This is a genomic window from Mesorhizobium sp. B2-3-14 (genome assembly GCF_006442175.1).
In the GTDB taxonomy this organism is placed as follows: Bacteria; Pseudomonadota; Alphaproteobacteria; order Rhizobiales; family Rhizobiaceae; genus Mesorhizobium; species Mesorhizobium australicum.
The window spans coordinates 238,288-261,788 of the sequence record NZ_VFVP01000003.1; the positions used below are offsets into that span (position 1 = coordinate 238,288).

Genomic DNA, 23,501 nt, shown 5'->3' on the forward strand with positions numbered 1-23,501 from the left:
AATGACGATCAGCACACTTCTCGTTATCATCCTGATCCTGATCCTGATCGGCGCTGTGCCGGCATGGCCGCATTCGCGCTCCTGGGGCTACGGACCATCGGGCATTGTCGGCGTCATACTGGTCGTGGTGCTGATCCTGCTTGTGCTGGGCAGGATCTGACCGGCAACGATCCGCCGCCGGACCCTTACTGGGCGCAGCTGTTCTCACCTGCCAGCAAGCTCGATCAGGCGGCCTGGCGACGGGCGGGCGCGACGGCGATGCCGATATCCTGCAAGGCTTTGTTCACCGCCTGATCGAGCGGCGTATGCGGGATTTCGCCGATGATGCCTGCCAGCCGCGTCGAGATCAGCCGGTGCGGCTCGAAGCGCAGGTATGACATCGAGACGATCTCGCGCCACATCGCCACGAACGGGCTGCCGGCGCGCAGCACCCACCAAGGCATGGAAGTCATCTTGAGTTGATGGCCGACGGCGTTCTCGGCGGCCACCTTGATCTCGAGATCGGTGACGGCATGGCCCGGAAAGTTCAGCGCCTCATAGAAGCCGAGCTTGTCGAGATTGCGGGCCAGCGCGACGAAACCGACGGCGAAATCCGGCAAATAGGCCCATTCATGCACGAGGTCGGCCGGACCGGGCGCGGTGTAGATGCCCTTGTTGATCTTGGCGGCGACGACCAGGTCGAACCACGAGCCGCTGCCGGTGCCGCCGAAGAAATCGCCGGCCCGCAGAACAATGGTGCGCACCCGTCCGGCCTCGGCCTCACGGCGGAACAGATCCTCCATGGCACAGCGGATGCGGCCCTTCTCGGTCGTCGGGTGGAACGGCGTGTCTTCCGTGATCACCGCCGGCATGGGCGAGCCGTAATTGTAGACCGTGCCGGGGAAGAGATGCTGCGCACCGTTGGCATGGCAGGCGGCCATGACATTTTCGGCCATTGGCAGGCATTTGCCCCAGTCGGTGTAGATCGGGTTGAGGCCGTTGAAGGTGATGTCGACGCCTTCGGTGGCCTGGATCAGCGATTGACGGTCCAGCGCATCGCCGGCAACCGCCGTGGCGCCCTCAAGCTCGGCCGGCACCATGCCGGTACGGGTGACGGCGCGGACGTCGAAGCCGGCGTCGATGAAGGCCTTGGCAACCACGCGACCGAGCCGGCCATTGGCGCCGAGAATTGCGATTTTGGTCATTCTTCGTCTCCTTATTTGTTTTCAAGTGCGGGGTTTGCCTAGAAGCGACGGGACGAGCCCGCCGCTTCTGGATTTTCGAGGACCACCGTTCAGCGGCTGCCGAAGAGGTCGCGGTTGCTGCCCTGGACGACAGGCTTCTGATTGGTCGCCTCGGATTTGCTGATCGACGTGGTGGTCACATTGTCGGTGGTGGCGACGGTCTGGCTGGCATTGTCCGAGCCAAACTTGTCGCTGCCGGCAAAAGCCGTGTTGGCGGCGATGAGGAGGGCGGCGGTTGCGAGTGCGATCTTGGTCATTGCATTACTCCTGGTTGGTTGTTGCAGTCCGTATCGGTGTTTGCAGGGTGAATATGATTGCTTCATCGATGAATTGAAATTGACTACAAATGCAGTTTTGATATTCATTATTGAATGGATGAGATTGACTGGAACCTGATCAAGAGCTTTGTCACCGTGGCGGAAACCGGCAGCCTGTCGGCCGCGGCGCGAAAGCTGTCGGCGAGCCAGCCGACGCTTGGCCGTCACATCGGGGAGTTGGAACAGGCGCTCGGAGTCACACTTTTCCGGCGCGGTCGAAGCGGCTATGCGCTGACCGAAGCGGGAGCCACGCTGTTCGAGCGCGGCAAGACGGTGAGCGAGCAGGCAAGCGCCTTTTCACGGCTCGCACTGGGTTCGGTCGAGGCGATCGAAGGCACGGTGCGCATCGCGGCCAGTGAGGTGGTAGCGGCCTATGTGCTGCCCGACATGATGGCGCGGCTCGGCATCGAGGAGCCCGGCATCGTGGTCGAGATCGTTGCCTCGAACCAGGTCGAGAACCTGCTACGCCGGGATGCCGACATCGCCATCCGCATGGTCAAGCCGGCGCAGAACGAACTGGTGGCGCGCAAGGTCTGCGATATCGCACTCTGCGCCTGCGCGGCCGTATCCTATCTCGACAGGCGCGGGCGCCCGCTGGGGTCGGCCGACCTCGTCAATCACGCCCTGATCGGCTTCGATCGCAGCGACGAGATGATCCGAGCCTTTTCCCAGCATGGCATCCCGGTCACCCGAAACAGCTTTCGTTTCAGGGCCGACAATCAGATCGTGCTTTGGGAAGCGGTGCGGGCGGGAAACGGCATTGGTCTTGGCCAGGAGCCGCTGGCAGACCGCGATCCGCTGGTGGAAAAGGTGTTGCCCGGCCTGCCCTTGCCTGCCCTGCCGGTATGGCTGGCCATGCATCGCGACGTGCGCACCAGCGTGCGCATCCGCCGCGTGGCTGATTTTCTCCATGAGGAATTGAAACGTTATTCGGCAGGCGCGGCATCCGGAGCGAATTCGGCGCGGTGAGCCAAACCGGCCATCAGCAAGACGACGATCAGCAGAGCCGACATGGCGATGAAGATCGGGCCGAAGCTGGAATGCTCGGCGACGAAGCCGATCGCCGACGGCGCCACCAGAATGCCGGAATAGCCCATGGTGGTGACGACGCTCATGCCGGTGCCCGAGGACATGCCCTCCTGGTTGCCGCCGGCGGAAAAGATGATCGGCACCATGTTGGCGATGCCGAAGCCGCAAAGCGCAAAGGCTGATATGGCGAGCCAAGGCGAAGGTGACAGGCCGGCGATCAGCATGCCGGCGGCCGCGACGATGGCCGAGCCGCGCAGTGTCATCACCGCGCCGAAGCGGTTGCGGACGCCATCGCCGAAAAAGCGCATGATCGCCATGACGCCGGAGAAGGCGGCATAGGCAAGACCGGCGACGGCGAGGTCGGCGCCGAGTTCCTGCCGTAGATACAGCGCCGCCCAATCGAGCACCGCGCCCTCTGAAATCATCGTCAACAGGGCCATCAGGCCGATGAGGTAGACCAATGGGTTTGCCGGCAGAGCGAATTTATGATGCTCGACCGCCTGCGGTTTGTTTTCGGCCACGATGTGGGGCACCGCCGCCGCGATTGCCGCGAAGGCAAGCGCGGTCACCACCGCGGCATGGGCGAGGTGGCCATAAGTCTGGATGGCGAAGCCCCCAAGGGCGCCGCCGGCGAAACCGCCGAGGCTCCAGAAGCCGTGCGAGGAGGACATGATGGCGCGCCCCAGCCGCCGTTCCACCACCACCGCATTCGCATTCATGGCGACATCCATGCCGCCGATGGAGCCGCCGAATATGAACATGGCGATGGCCGCCAGCGGCACGTCGGGTGCCAGCGCCACGACCAGCAGGCCGAGGCTGCCGCACAGGCCGAACCAGCGCAGCACGGTGCGCGAGCCGTGTTTGGAGATCAGGTGGCCGCACCATGTCATGGCGGTGACCGCGCCGGCGCCGAACAAAAGGATCAGCAGGCCGAGCGTGAATTTCGAGATGTCCAGCCGGGTCAGGAAGACAGGAATCTGCGGCGCCCAGCTGCCGGTCAGGAAACCATTGGCGAGGAAAATGGCCGCCACGGCCCATCGCCCGCGAATGGCAGTCTGCATGGCGTTCGAAGCGTTCATGGCACGAATCCGGTCAGAAAATGGCTTTGCGCGGCAAATTAGATCGATTCAATTTTCAGTCAAGCGCTGTTGTGGGAAAGCATTTGGGCTAAACGGGCTCAGTGATCCTTGGGGCGCCGTGCTTCGAATTCCGCCTTCTTGGCGTCCGAAGCCTCTATCTGGTTGAGCGCCTGCCATTGCGCATAGGGCATGCCGTAGACGATCTCGCGCGATTGCTCTTTGCCGAGCTCGACGCCTTCGGCATTGGCTGCTTCGCGGTACCAGTTCGACAGGCAGTTGCGGCAGAAGCCGGCGAGGTTCATCAGATCGATGTTCTGCACGTCGCCCCGTTCACGCAAATGCTCGACCAGTCGCCGAAAGGCGGCGGCCTCGAAGTCGCGCTTCTGTTCGTTGCTGAGTTCGGTCATCGAAACCTCCGTCATAGCGGCCCGGTGCGCGAGCCGAACATCTTTACCGCATGTATATCGGGACGGCGGTCGATCGCGTCAACGATCGGTGCGAGCCGCCCGGCCCAGGCGACAATGCCCTTCTGGTCCGCTATCAGATCCTGGCGGATTTCGATCAGCGCGTGGGCATAGCCATTGACGATGGCGTGCCTGAACATGGTGTCGCCGCGCAACGCGCCATCATACGGTTCGTTGTCGCCAACCACGAGTTGTTTGTCCTCAGCCAGCATATCGATCAGCGGTCGCGCCACCCGGTCGTCCTTGTCCCACAGGATACCGACATGCCACGGACGTTGCTTGCCCTGCATGGCGGGGGTGAAGGAATGCACCGAGAAGATGAAAGGCGCTTGCCCGGAAGCCTGCGCGACCGACGCAATCATGGCGCCGACCGCGTCGTGATAAGGGCGGTAGAAGCGATCGAGCCGCCTTTCGCGTTCCTCCTGCGCCAGGGGATAATTTCCGGGAATGATGGTGCCGTCGTAAAGCTGGCGAATGAGTGTTGGATCGTCATCGCCTCGGTTGGGATCGATCAGCAGCCGCGAGAAATTGGCGAGCACCGCCGGCGCATCGAGCAGGGCCGCCAGTTCGCGCGTCACCGCTTCGACGCCAATGTCATAGGCGATATGGCGGTCGAATTCGGCCGCCGGCAGCCCCAGGCTGCCGTATTCTTCCGGCAGGTCGCGGCGGGCGTGATCGGCCAGAAGCACGATGCCTCGCTTGCGGTCGCCCTCGACAATGTCGAAGGGCGCGAAAACTGTGGATCGGGTCATTGGCGGAAAATGGTCGTTCGCTGGCCTTCGGGGAGGATGCTATCGTCATTCCACGAAGACGACCTGTGCGCAATGCCGTTGTTTAGCCAAGGTTTCCCGGGAAATCTGGCACGGGGCGACGGTCGTGCGCCGGGAGCCTTCCTAAATCGATTGGAATTGGTCAAAACGGCGCGTTGACATGCGCCCGGACTTTTCCGAAAAGGGGCGCAGAGAGATGCTGATGTGGTTCTTGAGGGGTTTTAGGATGGGTTCCGACGGCGGGCAGCGCGCGCGCTTTGCCTTAGCCATGCCGCTCCTGACGCTCGCCGTGGGACTGTCAGCGATGGTCACAGCTTCACCGGCGCGCGCCGACTTTCGCGTCTGCAACGCCACGCAGAACCTGGTCGGCGTCGGTATCGGCTATCGGGCCAAGGCCGGCTGGATCACCGAGGGATGGTGGCACATCGAGGGATCGAGTTGCAAGACGTTGATCGAAGGACCGCTGTCATCAAGGTTTTACTATCTTTATGCAGAAGACGCCGAGCGCGGTGGACGCTGGGACGGCCCGATCAACATGTGCGTGGCTGAAAAAGAGTTCAAGATTGCCGGCGTAAGCGACTGCGTCGCCAGGGGCTTTCAGCGCGCCGGATTCCAGGAATATGACACGGGCGAGCAGGCAAGCTGGATGGTCCAGCTCACCGACGAGCCCGCAACGGGAGGCGCTCCAGCCGCCCCGGGAACGAACAGTCAATGAGACGTAGCCGCAAGGTCAAGATCCTAGCCACAATCGGTCCGGCATCTTCCTCCGAGGAGATGCTGAAAAAGCTGTTCGAAGCCGGCGCCGATGTGTTCCGCATCAATATGAGCCATACCGATCATGAGCTGATGCGCACGCTGGTCGCCCGCATCCGCGCGGTCGAGGAAAGAGTTGGCAGGCCGATCGGCATCCTGGCCGACCTGCAGGGCCCGAAGCTGCGCGTCGGCAAGTTCGCCAATGGCAAGGAAGTCTTGACGCTGGGCCAGACATTCACCCTCGACGACAATCCCGAGCCCGGCACCTCGACAAGGGTCTACCTGCCGCATCCTGAAATCCTGAGCTCGGTCGAGGCTGGCCATCGCCTCCTGATCGACGACGGCAAGCTCGAACTGAAGGCGGTAAAGAGCGACGGCAAGTCGATCGTCTGCACCGTCATTGCCGGCACTACCATTTCCGACAAGAAGGGCGTCAGCCTGCCCGATACCGACCTGCCGGTCGGCGCGCTGACCGAGAAGGATCGCAAGGATCTCGACGCGGTGCTCGCCACGGGCGTCGACTGGGTCGCGCTATCCTTCGTGCAGCGGCCGGAAGATCTGGCCGAGGCGCGCAAGATCGCCCGCGGCCGGGCGCTGATCATGGCCAAGATCGAAAAGCCGCAGGCCGTGGCCCGGCTGGCCGAGATCATCGAATTGTCCGACGCCCTGATGGTCGCCCGCGGCGATCTCGGCGTCGAAATGCCGTTGGAGGCGGTGCCCGGCATCCAGAAGCAGATCACGCGCGCCGCGCGCCGTGCCGGCAAGCCGGTGGTGGTCGCCACGCAGATGCTGGAATCGATGATCACCGCCCCTGTGCCGACCCGCGCCGAAGTGTCCGACGTTTCGATTGCCGTCTTCGAAGGCGCCGACGCGATCATGCTGTCGGCGGAATCGGCAGCGGGCGCCTATCCGGTCGAGGCGGTGGCGATGATGAACCGCATCGCCGCCAAGGTCGAAACCGATCCGACCTATGCCGGCATCATCAACGCACAGCGTTCGGAGCCGGAAGCGACCGGCGCCGATGCCATTTCGCTGGCCGCCCGCGAGATCGCCGAGACGCTGAAACTGTCGGCGATCATCACCTACACGGCATCGGGCACCACCGGCCTGCGCGCCGCGCGCGAGCGTCCGCAGGTGCCGATCATCGCGCTGTCGCCGATCCTCAACACGGCGCGACGGCTGTCGCTTTTGTGGGGCACGCATTGCGTCGTCTCGCCCGATGCCACCGATCTCGACGACATGGTCAACCGCGCCTGCCGCATCGCGCTGGAAGAAGACTTCGGCAAGCCGGGCGACCGGGTCATCATCACCGCAGGCGTGCCGCTGCGGACTCCGGGATCGACCAACATGCTGCGCATCGCCTATGTCGGATCGGAAACAGCCGGCCGGTAGTCGGCCCCCAGCGTCGTTGCAGTCCTGAGCGCTCTTACCGCGGCTTCCGCGTGGTTTTTTCGCTGGAGGAACCGTCGCGCGCGAGGAATGGGGTCATGCAGATACTGATCCGGGCCGAGCATCTTTCGCCGGTTGAGTTCGGTCTTATCGAGCAGATCGAAATCCACTTTCGCAATCGTGCAACGCCATCCGGCGTTGCGCGAAGCCCAGCTTCTTTCATGGTGTTCGAGCAACCGCTCTCGGGCGCAATAGCCATGATAGTCGAAAGCGATCAGGCCGTTCGTCACATAGATATGGTTTCCTGAAAAGCCTTCGTCAGGAATGATCCGTTCGCCGTAAAATCCCTCCAAAGGCGGATGCTTGAGGAAGGTGCCGGCGAGAATGGCGCATGCGCCGTGACCGAAGAAGATGCGATCCGGCAGCGCCCATCGCTTTTCCGGATTTCTCTTTATGCCGTGTTTCAGGACGTACATGCCGCTCTGATCCCAATGGCGGGCTGCGGTGGCCGTTTTCGGATGGCACGCATCAGGTCGGCGCGAGCTCCGCTTCAGGTTCTTTGATGTCGGCGCATTTGCCCGTGCCATACGTGTCGCCGGCAATCCGTGCCTCCACCGTCCTGGCGATTGCTTCCAGATCGATATCCTTGCCGCCGACTTTCTCGATGGCGCCGACGACGAGGTCGGAAGCGATCCAGTCCGGCTTATGACCGAGATTATGCACCCAGACGAGCTCGGCACCCGGGATGTCGCGCACCAGGCCGACGGAGTGGATCCGGGCATAGACGACCTTGTCGCGGTCGCCGGAGATGACCACGGTCGGGGCCGTGATCTCTTTGTAGTGCGGTGCGGCGGCGAGCGCATAGCGATAGAGGCCGGCAACGTTGGTGGCGTTGGCGCGAAAGGCCGACGGCCGCAGCACCAGCGGGATCGAAGTTGCGGCGAGATAATTGTCGGGCACCTTGTTGGGTGAGAAGACGCAGGTCGTGGCGTCCGCCATCCACAGCGTCCCGGCAGGATAGGTCAGCGTCTCGGAAAACAGCCGGCCGATCACCGGAATGGTGGTCAGGTCGTAGTACCAGGACGTCGCGCCGCCCGGCCAGGGATGGGTCGCCGGCGCCAGGAAGACCAGCCCGAGCGTCTTGTCCGCATGCTCGCGGCCGAAAGCCGCCGTCACCACGCCGCCGAAGGAATGGCCGACGATGATTGCCTTCTTGATGCCGAGACGGTCCATCAGGGCGGCGATGGTTGCGGCTTGCGCCGATGGGTCCTCATTGTTGCCTGGACCGCGGCCGGACCAGCCAAAACCAGGCCGGTCGAAGAACAGCATTTCGGCGCGGCCTTCAAGCAGCGGCCTGAGTGGCAGCATCTGGTCTTTCAAATTGGCGCTGGCGCCATGGATGAAGACGATCGGCGGCAGATCCGCACTGGCTGGGGCGGGGAGGTGGACGTAGTGGATGCGGGCACCGTCGATGTCGGCGAACGCCCCGACCGAAGGACCGCGGCGCTCGATCAGCCACGAGCCGGCGCGGGTGACGCCGACCAGGGCAAGGACAAGCGCCATCAGGAAGGCGAGCGCGGCATAGATCAGGTTCATGCTGGGATATACGGGGATGGAGGGGGATAAGTTGTGGGGTAGGGCAGTAGGGCTGGCTCCAGCGCCAGCGCCTAATGGCTATTTCCTGATCTATCAAATGCCTTCGCCGGCAAGCTCTTCCGACAGGGTCGCGACCTGGTTCTGGGCGCTGCGCATCATCGGGTAGATGGCCAGCACCTTCTGCCAGGCCTCGAGCGCCGATTGCTTGTGGCCGGTCTCGGCCATGATCTGGGCCAGGCCCGACAGCGCGCCAAAATGGCGTGGCTCGAGCTGCAGCGTGCGGTCGATGTCGGCCATCGACTTGCCGTAGTTCTTCATCATGAAATGCACGGTGGCGCGACGGTTCCAGCCTTCGGCGTAGCTAGGCTGCAAGGTCACCACCTGGTCCAGGAAATCGAGCGCGACGTCGAATTTCTGATCATTCATCGCTTTTTGCGACCACTGCATCATCAGGTCGATCGAGGCGCTGCCGGACTGGAACCATTCGTTCCAGATGCTGCCGGCGATGCGCTCGGCGGCCTTTTCGTTGCGCTCGCGCTTCAGGTCGGAGAACAACTTGTCGAGCCGGGCCTGTTTCGTCATCGGCGTGGCCGGAGTGTCCGGAGCCGCTGGCTGGGCATCGGCGGGCGCCGGCTGACCATCCGCGGCCGCCACCGCGATCGGCCGATCACCGGCTTGGGCCGGCAGGGGGATGACGCCGGAAACCAGCAAAGTCGTCAAGAATACAAAAAGAATCCGCATCGCCCGAGTTTAATCCCGGGCGGCGGAACATCAAAGTGATTTTAGCGTGGGAAGGTCGGCTGGCCGACAAGCATCAGTGGGCGGAGACGAAAAAGCCTCCGGCCGAAAACTCAACCCTGGCGCGCCTTGTAGCGCGGGGCGGTCTTGTTGATGATGTAAACGCGGCCCTTGCGGCGAACCAGCTGGTTGTCGCGGTGACGCGCCTTCAACGCCTTGAGCGAATTCTTGATCTTCATGGTCTTGCCTGTCGGTCTGGACCCGGTTCGGGGTCGAATTTTTAAGGCGCGCTAGAAGACGCGCCTTTTGAACGGTGGGTGGCTCATAAACGAGGAGACTTGCCCATGTCAACCGTAAGTCAACCGCAAGCGCGCTCCGCGTCCCGATATCATCAAATATCCGCCATGTCGGCCCCGTGGCATTGCGCGGCCATGAGCCGGCTGGGATGATGTCGTCCATCGCAAGCGATTTGGGAACGACCATGCGCCGAATATTCCTCTCCTCCTGCCTCGTCATCCTGGCGGCGAGCTCGGCTGCCCGAGGGCAAGAATGCGACCGCTCCGACGACAGCCAGCAGATGATGAATATCTGTGCCGGCGAGGACTATCAGGCGGCCGACGCCAGGCTCAATGCGGCCTATCAGGCGCTGATTGGCTCCGATGATGCCGACGGCAAGAGATTGCTTCAGGTGGCACAACGCGCCTGGATCAGCTTCCGGGATGCCGAATGCGCGCATAACACCGCCGCCAGCCAGGGCGGGTCCATCCATGCGATGGAGGTCTCGCAATGCCTGACCAGGCTGACCAATGATCGCATCAAGCAGCTCGCCGCCTCCGCCAATTGCGAGGAAGGCGACGCAAGTTGCGCCAGCCCCGACGCGGACAGCGACGAGGTGCAATAGGCGTGTCTGGTATCAGCCGCGGCGGCTGATGCGGGTGAAATGACCCATCTTGCGACCGGGCCGGGCCTCGGCCTTGCCGTAGAGGTGCAGCATCAGGTCGGGCTCGGCGAGCAAGGCGGGAACACGCAGCACGTCGTCGCCGATCAGGTTCTCCATCACGCAATCGGAATGACGGTTCGAGCTTCCCAATGGCAGGCCGGCAATGGCGCGGATATGTTGCTCGAACTGCGAAACGATGCAGGCGGCTTCGGTCCAATGGCCGGAATTGTGGACGCGGGGCGCGATCTCGTTGGCCAGCAGGGAGCCGTCGGCCAGTACGAAGAACTCGACACCGATGACGCCGACATAGTCGAGCGCCGACAGGATTTTCGTCGCCGCGTCTTTCGCGGCCCGCGCGGTCGCCGGCGCAACGCCGGCCGGCAAGGTCGATGTGTGCAGAATACCGTCGCGGTGCACATTCCAGGCTGGATCGTAGGCGGCGACAGTGCCGTCCAGCCCTCGCGCGGCGATGACGGAAATCTCGCGCTCGAACTGCACGAAGCTTTCCAGGATCAGCGGCACATTGCCCATCGCCTCGCAGGTGCCGGCGAAACCGCCGGCTTCCATGTTACGGAAGACGCGCTGGCCCTTGCCATCGTAGCCCATGCGCCGCGTCTTGAGGATGCCGCTGCCGCCGAAGGCCTTCAGCGCCGCCGCCAGCTCGTCGTCGGTGCCGACTTGATGGAAAGCGGCGGTGGCGATGCCGATGCCGTTGAGGAATGTCTTTTCGCTCACCCGGTCCTGTGCAACGTCAAGCGCGCGCGGCGGCGGATAGACCGGCACTTTGGCGGCAAGCGCGGTTGCGGCGGCCACCGGCACGTTCTCGAACTCGTAGGTGACGACGGCGCTTGCCGCCGCCAGTTCGGCAAGCGCTGCCGGATCGTCATAGGCGGCCGTAATCTGCCGGTTGGCGACCTGTGCCGCCGGGCAATCCGGTTGAGGCTCCAGCACGATGGTGCGGTAGCCGAGCCGGGCGGCGGCCATTGCCAGCATGCGGCCAAGCTGGCCGCCGCCAATGATGCCGATGGTCGATCCGGCGGGCAGGCTCACGGCGTGTCCGTCGGTTCGGCCGCGACCTTGGCGGTCTGCGAGGCGCGCCACGCATCGAGGCGCTGGGCAAGCTTGTCGTCGTTGAGCGCCAGCACGGCGGCGGCCAGCAGGGCGGCGTTGGCCGCACCAGCCTTGCCGATGGCCAGCGTTCCCACAGGAATGCCGGCCGGCATCTGGACGATCGACAGCAGCGAATCCTGGCCCGACAGCGCCTTCGATTCCACCGGCACGCCGAACACCGGCAGTGGTGTCATCGCCGCCGTCATGCCGGGCAGATGCGCGGCGCCGCCGGCGCCGGCGATGATGACCTTGTAGCCGGCGGCCTTGGCGCCCTTGGCGAACTCATAGAGCCGGTCGGGCGTGCGGTGCGCCGAAATGATCAGCCGTTTGTGGGGCACACCAAGCGCCTCCAGCGTCTCCGCTGCCTGACGCATCGTCGCCCAGTCGGATTGGCTGCCCATGATGATGGCGACGTCGGCGCGTTGATCGTCCAAGCTTCTGCTCCCCGGCGACAAAGGCGCGCCTTAGCGGAATTCGTGCGGGGCCGCAAGGATTTCAGGCCATCGGAGAGATGCCGACGGCCACATTCCGGCTCATACCGCCGCCTTGCGGAAGCGAGCAACGAAGTCGTCGAGCTCGGGGCGCTCCATGTCGGAGATCGCCCAATAGGAGAAGGCGCCGTCGCTCCAGTGCACCATCGAAAAGCCGCCGGAGGAAAGATCGTCCGGCTGGGTGGTCTTGCCGCCCTGCTGCGGTTCGGCGACCAACGTGATCAGGTGCTCGCGGTGGCGGTAGACCAGTGCCGGTACCGGCCGGCCTGATATCACCTCGACCCGGCCGCCGATGAGGGCAAAGCCCTCCTGGGCAAGGTCCGGCGCCGGCGGCGAGACGCCGATGCGGGCGTCGAGCCACGGTTTGACCGTATGGCGGTCGGAGGAGACGATGTCGATCGGGCTCGCGGCGAGCAGGCTGCGGCGATGGCCGCTGGCGACGGCTGCGGCCAAGCCGTCTTCGGCGCCGTTGAACATTACCCATTGCGTCGCGCCGCTGGCCAGCACCGCGCTGATCATGATCGATGCCGCCATGGCGCGCCAGTCGAACCCGAAGCGGCTTGCCCTCGGCGATCTCCGCGCCAGCGAAGGACGCGTCCCGGCTTCACGCCGCTGGCCGACGCCAGCGCCGGCAATCAAGCCCGGCAGCGCCGACGGCGTGCCGCGCTGCGGCTCTGCTGCCTCGGCTGTCGCCGGCTGCTCGGTGCTGGCCATGCCGATCGCCGCGATGCGGGCCCGAAAGGCGTCGCTCACGTCGGGGCGCGGCAGGCGGCTGACCGCGCCTCGCAAGGCAAGGATGCGGGCATGTTCGGCGGCAAGCCGGGGATCGGCGGCGATGCGACGCTCCACCGCAAGGGCCGCCGCCGCATCAAGCTCGCCATCAACAAGGGCGTGGATCATCAGTCTGACACCTTCGGGATCATTGGGCAGTCCATCGTCATGGCCGGTCATGGCGCTCTCCCCAGTTCGGACGCCAGCAGGCCGCGGGCGCGGGCCAGCCTGGACATCACCGTACCCATCGGCACGTCGAGCATGGCCGCTATCTCGCGATAGCTGAGGCCGTTAATGTCGCGCAGCACCAGCGTTTCGCGAAACGGCTGCGGCAGGGCAGCGATCGCAGCCTCCAGTGCCGCCGTGTCGGCCCTGGCGATCAGGCTCGCTTCCGGACCGTCCTCGTCCGGCAGGCTGGTGCCATGGGCGGCCGCCATGTCGTCGAGATCGCCGAGGTCGCCGACGGCCATCATGCCGCGCGGCCGGTTGCGCGCCATCCAGGTGTAGGAGGTGTTGCGCACGATGGTCAGCAGCCAGGCACGGGCATTGCCGCCGGCGTAGCCTGATATGCCGGCATGCGCCTTGATGCAGGCGTCCTGAACGACATCCTCAGCGTCGGCGGCATTGCCGGTCAGCCAGCGGGCAAGCGCCAGCGCATCGCCGAGATGCGGCAGCACCACGTCGTTGAAACGCTCTGCCAGGGCCTTGTCGCTCAAAGCAGCACCATGATCCCCTCCGGAGCGGACAGGCCGTGCCGCCTCAAGATGCGACAGCGATTTTGCCTGGCTTGCAGGAGCAAAGCCCCCGGAAACAGGCAAAGTCGTCTGCCTTGCTGAAAGTGAATTCATCTGCGTCACCAGTGTCAAGCGCTATGAAAGGAGGGGCGCTATGAAAAGGAGGGGCGCCATGGAGAAGGGACTGATGACGATCATGCTCGGCAGCGCATGACGGCGGCTGACGCCGCAGCCGTGTTCGCTGTGCTCGCGATGATGGGGCATGCCAGTCTCCTCAACGCCAGCCGTGGCGTATGTCGAGGAGACTTGTTGAAGAGACGATTTATTCCCGCCTGGGCAAAATCCGGCTGTTCACAGTCGCGTGATCAGCCGATGCCGTCGGCATGCTCGGTTAGCGATCAATCCGGCCAGCGCAAGACGCCTGACGAATCCTTGCGGGCGACCTTCATCGCGTCGGCCGGGCGCTCCTTCGCCGTCAGCACGGCGCGCAGACGTTCGGCGACGATCTCCGCCTCGCCGGGGTGAAGGTTGCAGGGGTCGAGGAAAAAATGGCCGCGCTCGACCTCGTGGTTGCGCACGATGATCGGCGGCGAGCCGGCGGCAAGGGCCGAGGCAAGACCGGCGGCGGTGAAGCGGCTCTCTGGGGAGACGAATATCTGCAGCCGGTCGAGTGGATTGGCGGTGGGGTCGGGAATGATGATGGCGACGATGCCGGGCAGTCCCCGCAGCGCGTCCTTCCACAGGTTCAGCGCTGCTTCCTCGCGCCGGCGGATTCCGGCATGGTCGCGCTTCTCCCAGGCTTCGAGCGCCGCCATGGTGCCGGCGATGCTTTCCTTGCCGACCTTCATGGCGCGCGCGACGCCGCGGTTCTGCAGATAGGCGGCCCGCACCAGATCCTTGCGGCCGGTGACGATGCCGCTGGTCGGCCCGCTCAGGAATTTATGGCCGCTGTAGATGACGACATCGGCGCCGCGCGCCAGAAAACCGCGCAGATCATACTCGGACGCGGCGTCGACGATCACCGGCACGCCCTTGGCGTGGCAGATATCGCAGAATTCCTCCAGCGACAGCATGCCGTATTGCACCGTGTGGTGGGCCACGACGTAGAGGCTTGCGGCCGTGCGCTCGTTGATCGCCTCGCTTACATGATAGTCCTGGGTCACGCTGACCGTGCCGGCGGGCACCACCCTGGCGCCGGCGACGCGGACCGACTGGTCGATCGGGGCGCCGTAATTGACGATGTGGCCGAGCTGGATGACGACCTCCGACTTGAGGTCGCCAGTGTCGTCGGGCAGGCGCTCGATGGCGAGCAGGCTGGTTCCGGTCATCGCACCGGCGATCGCCATGGTGATGCCGCTGGCGCAGCAGGCGGTGATGAAGCCGGCCTCGCCGCCGGTGAGGCGTGCGACGACCGTGCTCGCGGCGCGCTGCAGATCGTCCATTTCCACCCATTGCGAGGCCATTTCAGCCATGGCGGAGATCGCTTCCGGGACGATGATCGAGGCGCCGAGCGCGGTCATGGTGCCCGAGACGTTGATGATCGGCCGCAATCCCAGCCGTTCGCGGATGGTGGTGTTGGAGCCGGTGTCGGAAGAGGTTTTCATGTGAGCTAATCCCGTGGGTGGCAGGTCAGGCGGCGATCTCGACGACCGCTTCGATTTCGACGGTGATGTTTCCAGGCAGCGAGCCGACGCCGATCGCCGAGCGGGCATGGCCGCCGATCTTGTCGAAGACATCGGCGAACAGGTCCGAGCAGCCATTGACCACTTTCGGGTGGTCGCTGAAGGTCGGCGTCGCGTTGACGAAGCCGAGCAGCTTGACGACGCGTACGATACGGCCGAGATCGCCGGCGGCGGCATGCATGACGGCAAGCAGGTTGAGCCCGGTCAGCCGGGCATGCTGATAGGCCTGCTCGACCGTCACGTCCTCGCCCACCTTGCCGGTGCAGAGCGTGCCGTCGGCGCGCAGGGGCCCCTGGCCGGAGAGGAAGATCAGCCGCCCGCTCTCGGCATGGGTGACGAAGTTGGCGATCGGCGTCGGCGGCTCGGGCAGCGTCAGGCCGAGTTCGGCGAGCCTGATATAAGGCGTCATGGATGAAGGCTCCTTGGGCGGCTTTGGCCGCCTGAGTTTAGAAATGCGAGGCTCGGAAGCGCGCCAGGAAAGTGCGGAGGCGTTCGTTGCTGGTCTCCGCCGCGAGGATCTCCTTCGGCGGCCCGACGGCGCTGACGCCGCCATCGGCCATGAAGACGATGCGGCTAGAAGCGTCGCGGGCAAAGGCCATTTCGTGGGTTACCATCAGCATGGTCATGCCATCCTCGGCGAGGCTGCGCACCACGGCCAGCACCTCGCCGACGAGTTCGGGATCGAGCGCGGAGGTGATCTCGTCGAGCAGCAGGATCTTCGGTTCCATGGCCACGGCGCGGGCTATGCCGACGCGCTGCTGCTGGCCGCCGGAGAGTTCGGCCGGCAGGCTGTCGGCCTTGTGGCCAAGGCCGACGCGCCCGAGCCAGTGTTCGGCAATCGATCGCGCCTCGGCTTCGTTCTTTCCCCTCACCTTGGTCAGACCCAGCATGATGTTGCCGGCCGCCGTCAGGTGAGGGAAGAGGTTGAAGCTCTGGAACACCATGCCGGTCTCGGCGCGCATGGCGGCAAGATCGCGTTCGCTACGGCGCTGACGCGTTCCGGCTTCGCGAAAACCGACCTCCTTGCCGTCGATGCGGATCGAGCCGCTGTCGTAGCTCTCCAGGAAGTTGACGCAGCGCAGCAGCGTGGTCTTGCCGCTGCCGGAAGGGCCGATGACAGTCACCACTTCGCCACGCTTCACCTGAAGGCTGACGGAGCGCAGCACCTCGACGGCGCCGAAGGCCTTGGAGACATCGCGCACGTCGAGCAGCGCGGGACTGGCGTTTGGGGCTTCGGACATCGTTGCTATTCCCGGATGAAGGAGAAACGCCGCTCGAGCCGCCGGCTGGCGAGCGAGAGTGCGTAGTTGACCGCGAAATAGAGGAGCGCGCCCAGTATATAGAGCGGCATCGCTTCATAGGTGCGGCCGATGACCTGGTTGATAGCCTGCATCAAATCGGTGATGCCGAGCAGCGACACCAGCGCGCTGCCCTTGACCGCGTCGGTGACGCCATTGATCCAGGGCGGCAGGAAGCGCCTGAAGGCCTGCGGAAAGATGACGTAGGTGAGCCTCTGGCGAAAGGTCAGCCCGATCGCCATCGCGGCTTCGGACTGTCCCTTCGGGATCGAGCCGACCGCGCCCCTGAGATACTCGATGACCTGCGCCGTCTTGAACAGGGTGAGCGCGGACACCGCGGCCCAGAACGATGGCAGATGCAGCCCGATTGCAGGCAGGCCGTAATAGACGAAGAACATCAGCACCAGGATCGGAATACCGCGAATGGTATCCGAGAAGATGCGCACCGCCCAGCGCAAAGGGGCGGGACCATAGACCAGGCCGACGCCCAGCAGGACGCCGGCGATGAGCGACAGCACCACGACCAGCAGCGACACCCACAAGGTCACGGCGAAGCCCTGGGCAAGGAAGGGCAGTGCGTAGAGGATCTGGCTCAGCATGTCAGCGCGCCGCCCTGAACCGGCGCTCGACGACCCGCAGCCCGAAAAGCAGCGCATAGCCGGTTACCAGATACATCGCCGTCGTGACTAGGTAGACCTCGACGATGCGGAAGGTGTTGAAGTTGATCCACTGGGCGCCGAAGGTGAGTTCGGGCACCGAGATGACCGAGGCGATCGAGGTGTCCTTGAACAGCGAGATGAAGGTGTTGGAGAGCGCCGGCAGCGTGATGCGCAGCATGGTAGGCAGGCGCACGTGCAACAGCCTCTGCCACGGGGTCAGGCCGATCGCCTTGCCGGCGTCGAGCTGGCCGCGCGGGACAGCCTCGAGCCCGGAGCGAAACACCTCGACCAGATAGGCGCCGCTATAGACCGACAGGGTCAATACAAACGAGGTTGGTGCGCTGTAGGCCAGGTCGACCACGGTGGGCAGGCCATAGAAAACGAGATAGACCAGCAGGATCAGCGGCACATTGCGGATGAATTCGACATAGGCGGCGATCACCGCCCGCACGACGCGTCCGGCCGAGACGTACCAGACCGCGAGCACCAGCCCGATGACAACGCCGATGGCGATCGAGATCACGGCAAGCTCGAGGCTGAGCAGCAGGCCGCCCCAGAGCTTGTCGAAATGCCGCCAGATCAGGTTGAAATTAAGGGCATAGCCCATGCATCCGCCTCTGTGTGAAGGACGTAGAGTCGATTACGGAAGGGCGACAACGCCACCCTTCCGTAATCCGGGATCAGATGACGGGGAAGCCGGGGTGACGCGCCGGCGGCTCCTGGCCGAAATAGTCCTTGAAGGCGGCGTCATAGAGTGCCGATTCATGGCCGAACATGGCGATGGTGAAAGTCTGGTTGACGAAGGTCAGCCAGTCCAAATCGCCTTGCCGGAGCGCGGCGCCGTAAAGCATCGAATACCAGCTCTTGCCGGCATCGAAATACTTGTCGGGATTGCGCGAGGCGAGCCAGCGCACGGTGGACAGGTCGACCGCGGCGGCGTCGGCGCGCTTGGACTCCAACGCCTGCAGCACGTTCGCCTGGGTGTCGATCTGCAACACCTGGGCCTGCGGCAGAGCGTAGTGGACGGAACTTTCGGCGTCGACATTCTGCAGGATGGAAATGCGTGTCGCCGAACCACCGGCCAGCAGCTTGTCGAAGGTCTTGTTCTCGGCGGTCGGCAGGGTCAGCAAGGCAACGCCTTCGACATAGTAGGGCCGGGAGAAATTGATCAGTTGCGAGCGCTGCGCCGTCATGGTCATGAACTGAATGGTGATGTCGACCTTGTTGGTGGTCACGTTGGGAATGCGCTGGGCCGGATCCTGCATGACGAACTCGACCTTGGTCGGGTCGTCGAAAAGGCCCTTGGCGAGAATGCGGCCCATGGTGATATCCATGCCGACCAGTTCGCCGGCATCGTTCTCGAAATGCCAGGGCGCGTTGGTGCTGCCGGTCCCGACAATCAGCTTGCCTCTGTCGAGCACGGTGCGCAGCAGGCTGTCGGATGCGGCCTGTGCGGCGGCCTTCTGCGCATCGACGGCTGCCAGCACGCCGGCCGTGGCAAGTCCCGCCATTCCCAATTTCAGAAAATCACGTCTTCCGGATGTGTCGTTCACGGCGACCTCCTTTCGTGTTGTGTTCCCCTATGCACAGCCCATACACGCGGCAGTGATTGTCAAAGATTGTCTCTTACAAGAGACGCATGTATCCTGTACAAGACAGATACTAGCACCGGGAATCGACAATGCAAGATGGTAGTGTTTTGGCTGCTTCGGCCGACGAGAAGGCGCCGGGGTCCCGTGAAAAGGGCCTCAACCGGGTCCTGGAGATCCTGGAGTTCCTTCACATGACGCAGCGTGCGATCGGGATTGGCGATCTCGCCAAGGGCGTCAATGCGCCGCGTTCGACCACCTACACGCTGGTGCGGTCGCTGGTCGACGCCGGCCTTCTGGAAATGGCCGGCGACGGCAATCGCGTCTATTTCGGCAAGAAGCTCTACCTCTACGGGATGGACTATGTGCGCGGCAACGACCTGTTGCGGCGCGGGCGACAGGAGGTCGACCATCTGTCGCGCGAGACGGGCGAGACCTCGGAATTGTGCATGCTGCAGAGCGGCCGCTACACGATCGTCCATTCCAGCCCTGGTAGCAGGCCGTTCCGCATCAGTTCGGCCACCGGCCTGCAGATACCGCTGCCCTGGACCGCGTCTGGACGGCTATTGCTTGCGGGGCTGGATAGAGCCGCGATCGAAGCCATGGTGTCTGATGACGATCTCGTGCTGCCTGACGGGCGCAAGCTGCGGCTCGACGATTTCATCGCGGACATCGCAAAGGCAGGGGTGACCGGCTACTGCGTCACCTCGGGCCTGGTCGACGCTTACACGAAATGCCTTGCCGTGCCGGTCTTTTCAGCGCCAGGCAAGGTCGAGGCGACGATGTGCCTGGTGGTTCCGATCGATACGTCGGAGGAGCGGACCGCCGATCTCATCGGCCTGCTGCGCGGCCGCGCCGCCGGGCTCTCGATCGGCGCATAGGCGGAAAGTGCCGGCGGCGCGATTCCGTCTCAGGCGATGATGTCTGGAATGATCCTGTCTTCCAGCTTCATCAGCCGGTCCTTGAGGAACAGCTTCTTCTTTTTCATGCGCTGGATCTGCAGCGGGTCGCAATTCATGGCGATCATCGCGTTGATCGCGGCATCGAAATCGGCGTGTTCCTGCTTCAGCCGGGAAAATTCGAGGCGAGTATCGGCCTGTTCCTGATCGGACATTCTCTACCGTCTGCACGTCTGCGGCGCCCAAAACTGGGCCTGGTTGGGCGGGGGCGGCAATTTCTGCCACCGGCGCGCAGCCCATATCACATTTCACGTTGTCGTGGAATGCTACCACGCAGCATTCGACATCGCTGCTCGATGGTGGCACACTGTCATTGTGCCGTCACAGATACGACCTGCGGTGGACGTGCCTTGGCGGCTGCAATCGAGGAAACCATGAAAGGGAGAACCAATCATGTCTCTTGCATCCCATCTTGATGAGTTGCAGCGGAAACACGGCGACATCGAACGCGAAATCGATGACGCGATGAATCACCCGTCGGTTGATGACCTCGAAATCGGGAATCTCAAGCGACGCAAGCTGGCACTCAAGGATGCGATTGAGAAACTGAGGGCGCAACCAACCACGCATTGATCCTCACCTGACATAGCCGCTCACCACTGGCGGTCTTCCTTGCCGGCGGCGCCAGCCGCCGGTGCAGTGATTGCGATTTTCAGCGCTGCACCATAAGCGGAAACTAATATCCTTCGGACCCATCTTGCCCGCTTGGCCGCTGCCAGCTCGTGTGCTGTTTCAGGTCCCGGCCGGGACCAATTGCTGCCAGTGGCGACCTGTCGCCATTGACAAGCCATCTTTGCTCCTCCACCTCATGCCGGACTTCAACGCATCGGCCCCGGCTTGTGCGTCCAGGTGGACGCACGCGCTTCAGAGAGACGCATAGCGCTCCAGAGACAAAAGGCTGCCGGCATGACCGGATATTTTTCTTCTCCCTTCCCCCGCCGCACCTCGGTCGGCGTCGATGTCGGCGGCGTGGTCGTCGGCGGCGGCGCGCCGGTGGTCGTTCAGTCGATGACCAACACCGACACGGCCGATATCGACCAGACAGTCGCGCAGGTCGCGGCGCTGCACCGCGCCGGCTCCGAGATCGTGCGCATCACCGTCGACCGCGATGAAAGTGCCGCCGCCGTGCCGCGCATTCATGAGCGGCTGCAGCGGCTTGGGATCAACGTGCCGCTGGTCGGCGATTTCCACTATATCGGACATAAGCTCCTGGCCGATCATCCGGCTTGCGCCGAGGCGCTGGCCAAGTACCGCATCAATCCCGGCAATGTCGGCTTCAAGGATAAGAAGGACCGGCAGTTCGCGGCGATCGTCGAGATGGCGATCAAACATGACAAACCGGTGCGCATCGGCGTCAACTGGGGCTCGCTTGACCAGGAGCTTCTGACGCGGCTGATGGACGACAACCAGGACAAGGGTTTCCCGCTGACGGCGCAGGAAGTGACGCGCGAGGCAATCGTGCAGTCGGCGATCCTGTCGGCCGAGATGGCCGAGGAAATTGGTCTTGGCCGCGAAAAAATCATCCTGTCGGCCAAGGTCAGCGGCGTGCAGGACCTGATCGCCGTCTACACCGAGCTTGCGACCCGTTCCAACCATGCGCTGCATCTCGGCCTCACCGAGGCCGGCATGGGCTCCAAAGGCATCGTCGCGTCTTCCGCGGCCATGGGCATCCTCTTGCAGCAAGGCATTGGCGATACCATCCGCATCTCGCTGACGCCGGAGCCCAATGGCGATCGCACCCGCGAGGTGCAGGTGTCGCAGGAACTGCTGCAGACCATGGGTTTCCGGCAGTTCGTGCCGATCGTCGCGGCTTGCCCGGGCTGCGGCCGCACCACCTCCACCGTGTTCCAGGAACTGGCGCAGAACATCCAGGCGGACCTGCGCAAGAACATGCCGGTGTGGCGGGAGAAATACCCGGGCGTCGAGAACCTCAAGGTCGCGGTGATGGGCTGCATCGTCAACGGTCCCGGTGAATCCAAGCATGCCGATATCGGCATTTCGCTGCCCGGCACCGGAGAAACGCCGACCGCGCCGGTCTTCGTCGACGGCAAGAAGGCGGCGACGCTGCGCGGGCCGTCGATCGCGGCGGATTTCGAGAAAATGGTCGCCGACTATATTGACCAGCGCTTCGGTCGGGGCGGCAAGGCCGCGGCAGAGTAAGCCAGATGCGGCGTTTCCTGTGGGTGGCGCTGATACTCCTGTGTGGTATGGCCTGGTCGACGCTTGCCCGGGCGGATCCACCGCAATCGGCCAAGCAGCGGCTGATCGACAAGGTCTGTAACCTGATCCAGGCGCATGCCGACCAGAACGGCCTGCCCCGGGATTTCTTCGCCCGCCTGATCTGGAAGGAAAGCCGGTTCGATCCCAACGCCGTGAGTCCTGTCGGCGCCGAAGGTATTGCCCAGTTCATGCCGGGCACAGCCAAGATGCGGGGGCTGGAAAATTCCTTCGACATCAACCAGGCAATTCCGGCGTCGGCCAGATATCTCGCCGAAATGAAGGCCGGCTATGGCAATCTCGGTCTGGCGGCCGCTGCCTACAATGCCGGCGAGAGCCGGGTGTCGCGCTGGCTGAATTCCGGTGGCTTCCTGCCGATGGAGACGGAAAGCTATGTCTTCGACGTGATGGGCGAGCCGGTCGACAAGTTCACCGACCGGGCCTATGCCGGCAAAGTCGAGCCACTCGATGCCAAGCTGGGTTTCGCGGTCGCCTGCCGCAAGCTGCCGGTGATCATGTCCAGAACCGTCGCGATGGCCTCGATCAACATCAAGCCATGGGGCATCCAGGTGGCGGGCAATTTCCGCCGCAGCGCCGCGATCAGCCAATGGCTCAGGGTGCGGGGCCGTTTTCCGGCCCTGCTTGCCGGGCATGATCCGGTGGTCAGCCGAGTGCGTACGCCGATCGGCCGGCGCGGCATCTACGCGGTCCGGATCGGCATCGACGACCGCGCCGCCGCCAATGTCATCTGCCAGAAACTGCAAAGCATCGGTGGCGCCTGCGTGGTGGTGCGCAACCGGTAGCCGAGGAGGGTTGGGCTGCACGGGGCACACGCCGTTGGAGTGTGCCCATCGTATCCAGCAACGATTTCAGCTATAGCGGCGCCGGGCCGGTGGGCTGGCCCCCCTTCGACAGCTACTGGGACAGCGATGTTCGACGCGTACATTATCTGCGGCACGCCCAGAACCGGCAGCACCTTGCTGTGCAAATTGCTGGCGGCCACTGGAACGACCGGCGATCCACACTCATTCTATCGGCGGCAGGATGTGTCGGAGTGGGCCGAAGAATGGAACCTGCCGCCTCGCGACACGATGGGCGAGCTTGAATTCCAGCTTGCCTATCTCAATGCGGCGATCGATGCCGGCAAGGGTGGTACGGAAATCTTCGGTCTGCGCCTGATGCGGGAAAACCTGGACGAGCTTTCAGCGATCCTCGACCGGATTTTTCCGGGGCTTGCGTCGGGCAAAGCGCGTTTCGAAAGGGCTTTCGGTCGCGTTCTCTACGTGCATCTGTCGCGTGAGAACAAGCTTGCGCAGGCTGTCTCCCTGGTCAAGGCGGAGCAGACCGGCCTTTGGCACGTCGCTCCCGATGGAACGGAGATCGAAAGGGTCGGATCGCCAGGAGAACCGCGGTACGACTTCCAGCGTATCAGGGACGAAGTCGCCGAGCTCGAAGCCTATGACTCAGCGTGGAACACATGGTTCGCCGAGCAAGACATAACGCCGCTGCGGATTGGCTACGAGCGGCTTTCAAGCAGCCCGGCGGCAACGCTGATTTCCATCTGTCAGGCCTTGGGCGTACAGTCGCCGAACACCGGGGATGTGAAACCGGGTGTCGCGAAGCTCGCCGACGCGACAAGCCTCGACTGGATGCGCCGCTACCATCTGGACGCAACCGTCTGACGCCGGACGGA

30 protein-coding genes are annotated in these 23,501 nt (G+C 63.8%); 10 read left to right on the forward strand and 20 right to left on the reverse strand.

Features of this window, described 5'->3' with window-relative positions:
* The first annotated feature begins 1 nt into the window (after position 1).
* A complete protein-coding gene (locus FJ950_RS09960; protein ID WP_015315312.1) occupies positions 2–160 on the forward strand; it encodes a DUF3309 family protein in 159 nt (52 codons plus the stop codon).
* 64 nt (positions 161–224) lie between these two features.
* On the opposite strand, the gene FJ950_RS09965 is transcribed toward FJ950_RS09960, so the two are convergent.
* Positions 225–1,184 (reverse strand): SDR family oxidoreductase, encoded by a 960-nt coding sequence (locus tag FJ950_RS09965; RefSeq protein WP_140616666.1) that lies wholly within the window; start codon positions 1,182–1,184, stop codon positions 225–227.
* Positions 1,185–1,273: 89 nt separating this feature from the next.
* A complete protein-coding gene (locus tag FJ950_RS09970; protein WP_140616667.1) occupies positions 1,274–1,480 on the reverse strand; it encodes a DUF680 domain-containing protein in 207 nt (68 codons plus the stop codon).
* Between the two features lie 114 nt (positions 1,481–1,594).
* On the opposite strand from FJ950_RS09970, the gene FJ950_RS09975 reads away from it, so the two are divergent.
* Positions 1,595–2,509: a LysR family transcriptional regulator gene (locus tag FJ950_RS09975; protein ID WP_140616668.1), complete on the forward strand. Its 915-nt coding sequence runs from the start codon at positions 1,595–1,597 to the stop codon at positions 2,507–2,509.
* On the opposite strand, the gene FJ950_RS09980 is transcribed toward FJ950_RS09975, so the two are convergent.
* The 3 genes from FJ950_RS09980 to FJ950_RS09990 all read right to left on the reverse strand — a co-directional run bounded on the left by FJ950_RS09980 (position 2,467) and on the right by FJ950_RS09990 (position 4,864).
* The gene (locus tag FJ950_RS09980; RefSeq protein ID WP_140616669.1) at positions 2,467–3,648 is read right to left on the reverse strand and encodes an MFS transporter; all 1,182 of its coding nucleotides are present in this window, start codon (positions 3,646–3,648) and stop codon (positions 2,467–2,469) included. The genes FJ950_RS09975 and FJ950_RS09980 overlap by 43 nt on opposite strands.
* Before the next feature lie 98 nt (positions 3,649–3,746).
* Positions 3,747–4,055, reverse strand: a complete 309-nt coding sequence (locus FJ950_RS09985; RefSeq protein ID WP_015315317.1) for a DUF1244 domain-containing protein — start codon at positions 4,053–4,055, stop codon at positions 3,747–3,749.
* 11 nt (positions 4,056–4,066) lie between these two features.
* A complete protein-coding gene (locus tag FJ950_RS09990; protein WP_140616670.1) occupies positions 4,067–4,864 on the reverse strand; it encodes an N-formylglutamate amidohydrolase in 798 nt (265 codons plus the stop codon).
* A gap of 286 nt (positions 4,865–5,150) precedes the next feature.
* Here FJ950_RS09990 and FJ950_RS09995 point away from each other — a divergent pair, with 286 nt between their 5' ends.
* Both FJ950_RS09995 and pyk read left to right on the forward strand, forming a co-directional pair.
* Positions 5,151–5,597, forward strand: coding sequence for a DUF1036 domain-containing protein (locus tag FJ950_RS09995; RefSeq protein ID WP_174361986.1), 447 nt, complete (start codon positions 5,151–5,153; stop codon positions 5,595–5,597).
* The gene (gene pyk / locus FJ950_RS10000; RefSeq protein ID WP_140616672.1) at positions 5,594–7,027 is read left to right on the forward strand and encodes a pyruvate kinase; all 1,434 of its coding nucleotides are present in this window, start codon (positions 5,594–5,596) and stop codon (positions 7,025–7,027) included. The genes FJ950_RS09995 and pyk overlap by 4 nt, the downstream gene beginning before the upstream one ends.
* Here the strand turns inward: pyk and FJ950_RS10005 are convergent.
* From FJ950_RS10005 to ykgO, 4 genes are all read right to left on the reverse strand, one after another.
* Positions 6,997–7,500 (reverse strand): hypothetical protein, encoded by a 504-nt coding sequence (locus FJ950_RS10005; protein WP_140616892.1) that lies wholly within the window; start codon positions 7,498–7,500, stop codon positions 6,997–6,999. The genes pyk and FJ950_RS10005 overlap by 31 nt on opposite strands.
* Before the next feature lie 52 nt (positions 7,501–7,552).
* Positions 7,553–8,620: an alpha/beta hydrolase gene (locus tag FJ950_RS10010; RefSeq protein ID WP_140616673.1), complete on the reverse strand. Its 1,068-nt coding sequence runs from the start codon at positions 8,618–8,620 to the stop codon at positions 7,553–7,555.
* Between the two features lie 93 nt (positions 8,621–8,713).
* Entirely contained in the window at positions 8,714–9,361 is a 648-nt protein-coding gene (locus FJ950_RS10015; protein WP_140616674.1) for a hypothetical protein, read from the reverse strand.
* Between the two features lie 110 nt (positions 9,362–9,471).
* Positions 9,472–9,597 carry a type B 50S ribosomal protein L36 gene (gene ykgO, locus FJ950_RS10020; RefSeq protein ID WP_006327841.1) on the reverse strand — a complete coding sequence of 42 codons (126 nt, stop codon included), beginning with the start codon at positions 9,595–9,597 and terminating at the stop codon, positions 9,472–9,474.
* Between the two features lie 242 nt (positions 9,598–9,839).
* Here ykgO and FJ950_RS10025 point away from each other — a divergent pair, with 242 nt between their 5' ends.
* The gene (locus tag FJ950_RS10025; protein WP_015315324.1) at positions 9,840–10,259 is read left to right on the forward strand and encodes a lysozyme inhibitor LprI family protein; all 420 of its coding nucleotides are present in this window, start codon (positions 9,840–9,842) and stop codon (positions 10,257–10,259) included.
* Positions 10,260–10,271: 12 nt separating this feature from the next.
* Here FJ950_RS10025 and FJ950_RS10030 read toward each other — a convergent pair whose 3' ends face one another.
* The 10 genes from FJ950_RS10030 to FJ950_RS10075 form a co-directional block, all read right to left on the reverse strand.
* Positions 10,272–11,348, reverse strand: a complete 1,077-nt coding sequence (locus tag FJ950_RS10030; protein ID WP_140616675.1) for a 5-(carboxyamino)imidazole ribonucleotide synthase — start codon at positions 11,346–11,348, stop codon at positions 10,272–10,274.
* On the reverse strand, positions 11,345–11,842 hold the full coding sequence (gene purE / locus FJ950_RS10035) for a 5-(carboxyamino)imidazole ribonucleotide mutase (RefSeq protein ID WP_023773946.1): 498 nt from the start codon (positions 11,840–11,842) through the stop codon (positions 11,345–11,347). Before purE ends, FJ950_RS10030 begins: the two co-directional genes overlap by 4 nt.
* Before the next feature lie 99 nt (positions 11,843–11,941).
* Positions 11,942–12,850: an anti-sigma factor gene (locus FJ950_RS10040; protein ID WP_140616676.1), complete on the reverse strand. Its 909-nt coding sequence runs from the start codon at positions 12,848–12,850 to the stop codon at positions 11,942–11,944.
* Positions 12,847–13,386: a sigma-70 family RNA polymerase sigma factor gene (locus FJ950_RS10045; RefSeq protein WP_140616677.1), complete on the reverse strand. Its 540-nt coding sequence runs from the start codon at positions 13,384–13,386 to the stop codon at positions 12,847–12,849. The genes FJ950_RS10040 and FJ950_RS10045 overlap by 4 nt, the downstream gene beginning before the upstream one ends.
* A gap of 416 nt (positions 13,387–13,802) precedes the next feature.
* Positions 13,803–15,008: an aminotransferase class V-fold PLP-dependent enzyme gene (locus tag FJ950_RS10050; RefSeq protein ID WP_140616678.1), complete on the reverse strand. Its 1,206-nt coding sequence runs from the start codon at positions 15,006–15,008 to the stop codon at positions 13,803–13,805.
* A 25-nt stretch (positions 15,009–15,033) separates the two neighbouring features.
* The gene (locus FJ950_RS10055; protein WP_015315331.1) at positions 15,034–15,495 is read right to left on the reverse strand and encodes a RidA family protein; all 462 of its coding nucleotides are present in this window, start codon (positions 15,493–15,495) and stop codon (positions 15,034–15,036) included.
* Positions 15,496–15,532: 37 nt separating this feature from the next.
* Positions 15,533–16,327 (reverse strand): amino acid ABC transporter ATP-binding protein, encoded by a 795-nt coding sequence (locus FJ950_RS10060; RefSeq protein WP_140616679.1) that lies wholly within the window; start codon positions 16,325–16,327, stop codon positions 15,533–15,535.
* Positions 16,328–16,332: 5 nt separating this feature from the next.
* Positions 16,333–16,983, reverse strand: coding sequence for an amino acid ABC transporter permease (locus FJ950_RS10065; RefSeq protein ID WP_140616680.1), 651 nt, complete (start codon positions 16,981–16,983; stop codon positions 16,333–16,335).
* 1 nt (position 16,984) lies between these two features.
* On the reverse strand, positions 16,985–17,650 hold the full coding sequence (locus FJ950_RS10070; RefSeq protein WP_140616681.1) for an amino acid ABC transporter permease: 666 nt from the start codon (positions 17,648–17,650) through the stop codon (positions 16,985–16,987).
* A 73-nt stretch (positions 17,651–17,723) separates the two neighbouring features.
* Positions 17,724–18,554, reverse strand: coding sequence for a transporter substrate-binding domain-containing protein (locus tag FJ950_RS10075; RefSeq protein ID WP_174361987.1), 831 nt, complete (start codon positions 18,552–18,554; stop codon positions 17,724–17,726).
* A 170-nt stretch (positions 18,555–18,724) separates the two neighbouring features.
* Between FJ950_RS10075 and FJ950_RS10080 the strand changes: the two genes are divergently transcribed.
* Entirely contained in the window at positions 18,725–19,513 is a 789-nt protein-coding gene (locus FJ950_RS10080; RefSeq protein ID WP_140616682.1) for an IclR family transcriptional regulator, read from the forward strand.
* A gap of 29 nt (positions 19,514–19,542) precedes the next feature.
* On the opposite strand, the gene FJ950_RS10085 is transcribed toward FJ950_RS10080, so the two are convergent.
* A complete protein-coding gene (locus FJ950_RS10085) occupies positions 19,543–19,746 on the reverse strand; it encodes a YdcH family protein (RefSeq protein ID WP_015315337.1) in 204 nt (67 codons plus the stop codon).
* Between the two features lie 238 nt (positions 19,747–19,984).
* On the opposite strand from FJ950_RS10085, the gene FJ950_RS10090 reads away from it, so the two are divergent.
* The 4 genes from FJ950_RS10090 to FJ950_RS10105 all read left to right on the forward strand — a co-directional run bounded on the left by FJ950_RS10090 (position 19,985) and on the right by FJ950_RS10105 (position 23,490).
* The gene (locus tag FJ950_RS10090) at positions 19,985–20,164 is read left to right on the forward strand and encodes a YdcH family protein (protein ID WP_015315338.1); all 180 of its coding nucleotides are present in this window, start codon (positions 19,985–19,987) and stop codon (positions 20,162–20,164) included.
* A gap of 333 nt (positions 20,165–20,497) precedes the next feature.
* Entirely contained in the window at positions 20,498–21,751 is a 1,254-nt protein-coding gene (gene ispG, locus FJ950_RS10095; protein ID WP_140616683.1) for a flavodoxin-dependent (E)-4-hydroxy-3-methylbut-2-enyl-diphosphate synthase, read from the forward strand.
* Positions 21,752–21,756: 5 nt separating this feature from the next.
* A complete protein-coding gene (locus FJ950_RS10100) occupies positions 21,757–22,611 on the forward strand; it encodes a lytic transglycosylase domain-containing protein (RefSeq protein WP_140616684.1) in 855 nt (284 codons plus the stop codon).
* A gap of 126 nt (positions 22,612–22,737) precedes the next feature.
* A complete protein-coding gene (locus FJ950_RS10105; RefSeq protein ID WP_140616685.1) occupies positions 22,738–23,490 on the forward strand; it encodes a Stf0 family sulfotransferase in 753 nt (250 codons plus the stop codon).
* The last annotated feature ends 11 nt before the right edge of the window (positions 23,491–23,501 follow it).

Coding starts and splice junctions, on each gene's coding strand:
- FJ950_RS09960 (WP_015315312.1), top strand. CDS start 2: ATGACGATCAGCACACTTCTCGTTATCATCCTGATCCTGATCCTGATC.
- FJ950_RS09965 (WP_140616666.1), bottom strand. CDS start 1,184: ATGACCAAAATCGCAATTCTCGGCGCCAATGGCCGGCTCGGTCGCGTG.
- FJ950_RS09970 (WP_140616667.1), bottom strand. CDS start 1,480: ATGACCAAGATCGCACTCGCAACCGCCGCCCTCCTCATCGCCGCCAAC.
- FJ950_RS09975 (WP_140616668.1), top strand. CDS start 1,595: ATGGATGAGATTGACTGGAACCTGATCAAGAGCTTTGTCACCGTGGCG.
- FJ950_RS09980 (WP_140616669.1), bottom strand. CDS start 3,648: ATGAACGCTTCGAACGCCATGCAGACTGCCATTCGCGGGCGATGGGCC.
- FJ950_RS09985 (WP_015315317.1), bottom strand. CDS start 4,055: ATGACCGAACTCAGCAACGAACAGAAGCGCGACTTCGAGGCCGCCGCC.
- FJ950_RS09990 (WP_140616670.1), bottom strand. CDS start 4,864: ATGACCCGATCCACAGTTTTCGCGCCCTTCGACATTGTCGAGGGCGAC.
- FJ950_RS09995 (WP_174361986.1), top strand. CDS start 5,151: ATGCCGCTCCTGACGCTCGCCGTGGGACTGTCAGCGATGGTCACAGCT.
- pyk (WP_140616672.1), top strand. CDS start 5,594: ATGAGACGTAGCCGCAAGGTCAAGATCCTAGCCACAATCGGTCCGGCA.
- FJ950_RS10005 (WP_140616892.1), bottom strand. CDS start 7,500: ATGTACGTCCTGAAACACGGCATAAAGAGAAATCCGGAAAAGCGATGG.
- FJ950_RS10010 (WP_140616673.1), bottom strand. CDS start 8,620: ATGAACCTGATCTATGCCGCGCTCGCCTTCCTGATGGCGCTTGTCCTT.
- FJ950_RS10015 (WP_140616674.1), bottom strand. CDS start 9,361: ATGCGGATTCTTTTTGTATTCTTGACGACTTTGCTGGTTTCCGGCGTC.
- ykgO (WP_006327841.1), bottom strand. CDS start 9,597: ATGAAGATCAAGAATTCGCTCAAGGCGTTGAAGGCGCGTCACCGCGAC.
- FJ950_RS10025 (WP_015315324.1), top strand. CDS start 9,840: ATGCGCCGAATATTCCTCTCCTCCTGCCTCGTCATCCTGGCGGCGAGC.
- FJ950_RS10040 (WP_140616676.1), bottom strand. CDS start 12,850: ATGACCGGCCATGACGATGGACTGCCCAATGATCCCGAAGGTGTCAGA.
- FJ950_RS10050 (WP_140616678.1), bottom strand. CDS start 15,008: ATGAAAACCTCTTCCGACACCGGCTCCAACACCACCATCCGCGAACGG.
- FJ950_RS10055 (WP_015315331.1), bottom strand. CDS start 15,495: ATGACGCCTTATATCAGGCTCGCCGAACTCGGCCTGACGCTGCCCGAG.
- FJ950_RS10060 (WP_140616679.1), bottom strand. CDS start 16,327: ATGTCCGAAGCCCCAAACGCCAGTCCCGCGCTGCTCGACGTGCGCGAT.
- FJ950_RS10065 (WP_140616680.1), bottom strand. CDS start 16,983: ATGCTGAGCCAGATCCTCTACGCACTGCCCTTCCTTGCCCAGGGCTTC.
- FJ950_RS10070 (WP_140616681.1), bottom strand. CDS start 17,650: ATGGGCTATGCCCTTAATTTCAACCTGATCTGGCGGCATTTCGACAAG.
- FJ950_RS10075 (WP_174361987.1), bottom strand. CDS start 18,554: ATGGCGGGACTTGCCACGGCCGGCGTGCTGGCAGCCGTCGATGCGCAG.
- FJ950_RS10080 (WP_140616682.1), top strand. CDS start 18,725: ATGCAAGATGGTAGTGTTTTGGCTGCTTCGGCCGACGAGAAGGCGCCG.
- FJ950_RS10085 (WP_015315337.1), bottom strand. CDS start 19,746: ATGTCCGATCAGGAACAGGCCGATACTCGCCTCGAATTTTCCCGGCTG.
- FJ950_RS10090 (WP_015315338.1), top strand. CDS start 19,985: ATGTCTCTTGCATCCCATCTTGATGAGTTGCAGCGGAAACACGGCGAC.
- ispG (WP_140616683.1), top strand. CDS start 20,498: ATGACCGGATATTTTTCTTCTCCCTTCCCCCGCCGCACCTCGGTCGGC.
- FJ950_RS10100 (WP_140616684.1), top strand. CDS start 21,757: ATGCGGCGTTTCCTGTGGGTGGCGCTGATACTCCTGTGTGGTATGGCC.
- FJ950_RS10105 (WP_140616685.1), top strand. CDS start 22,738: ATGTTCGACGCGTACATTATCTGCGGCACGCCCAGAACCGGCAGCACC.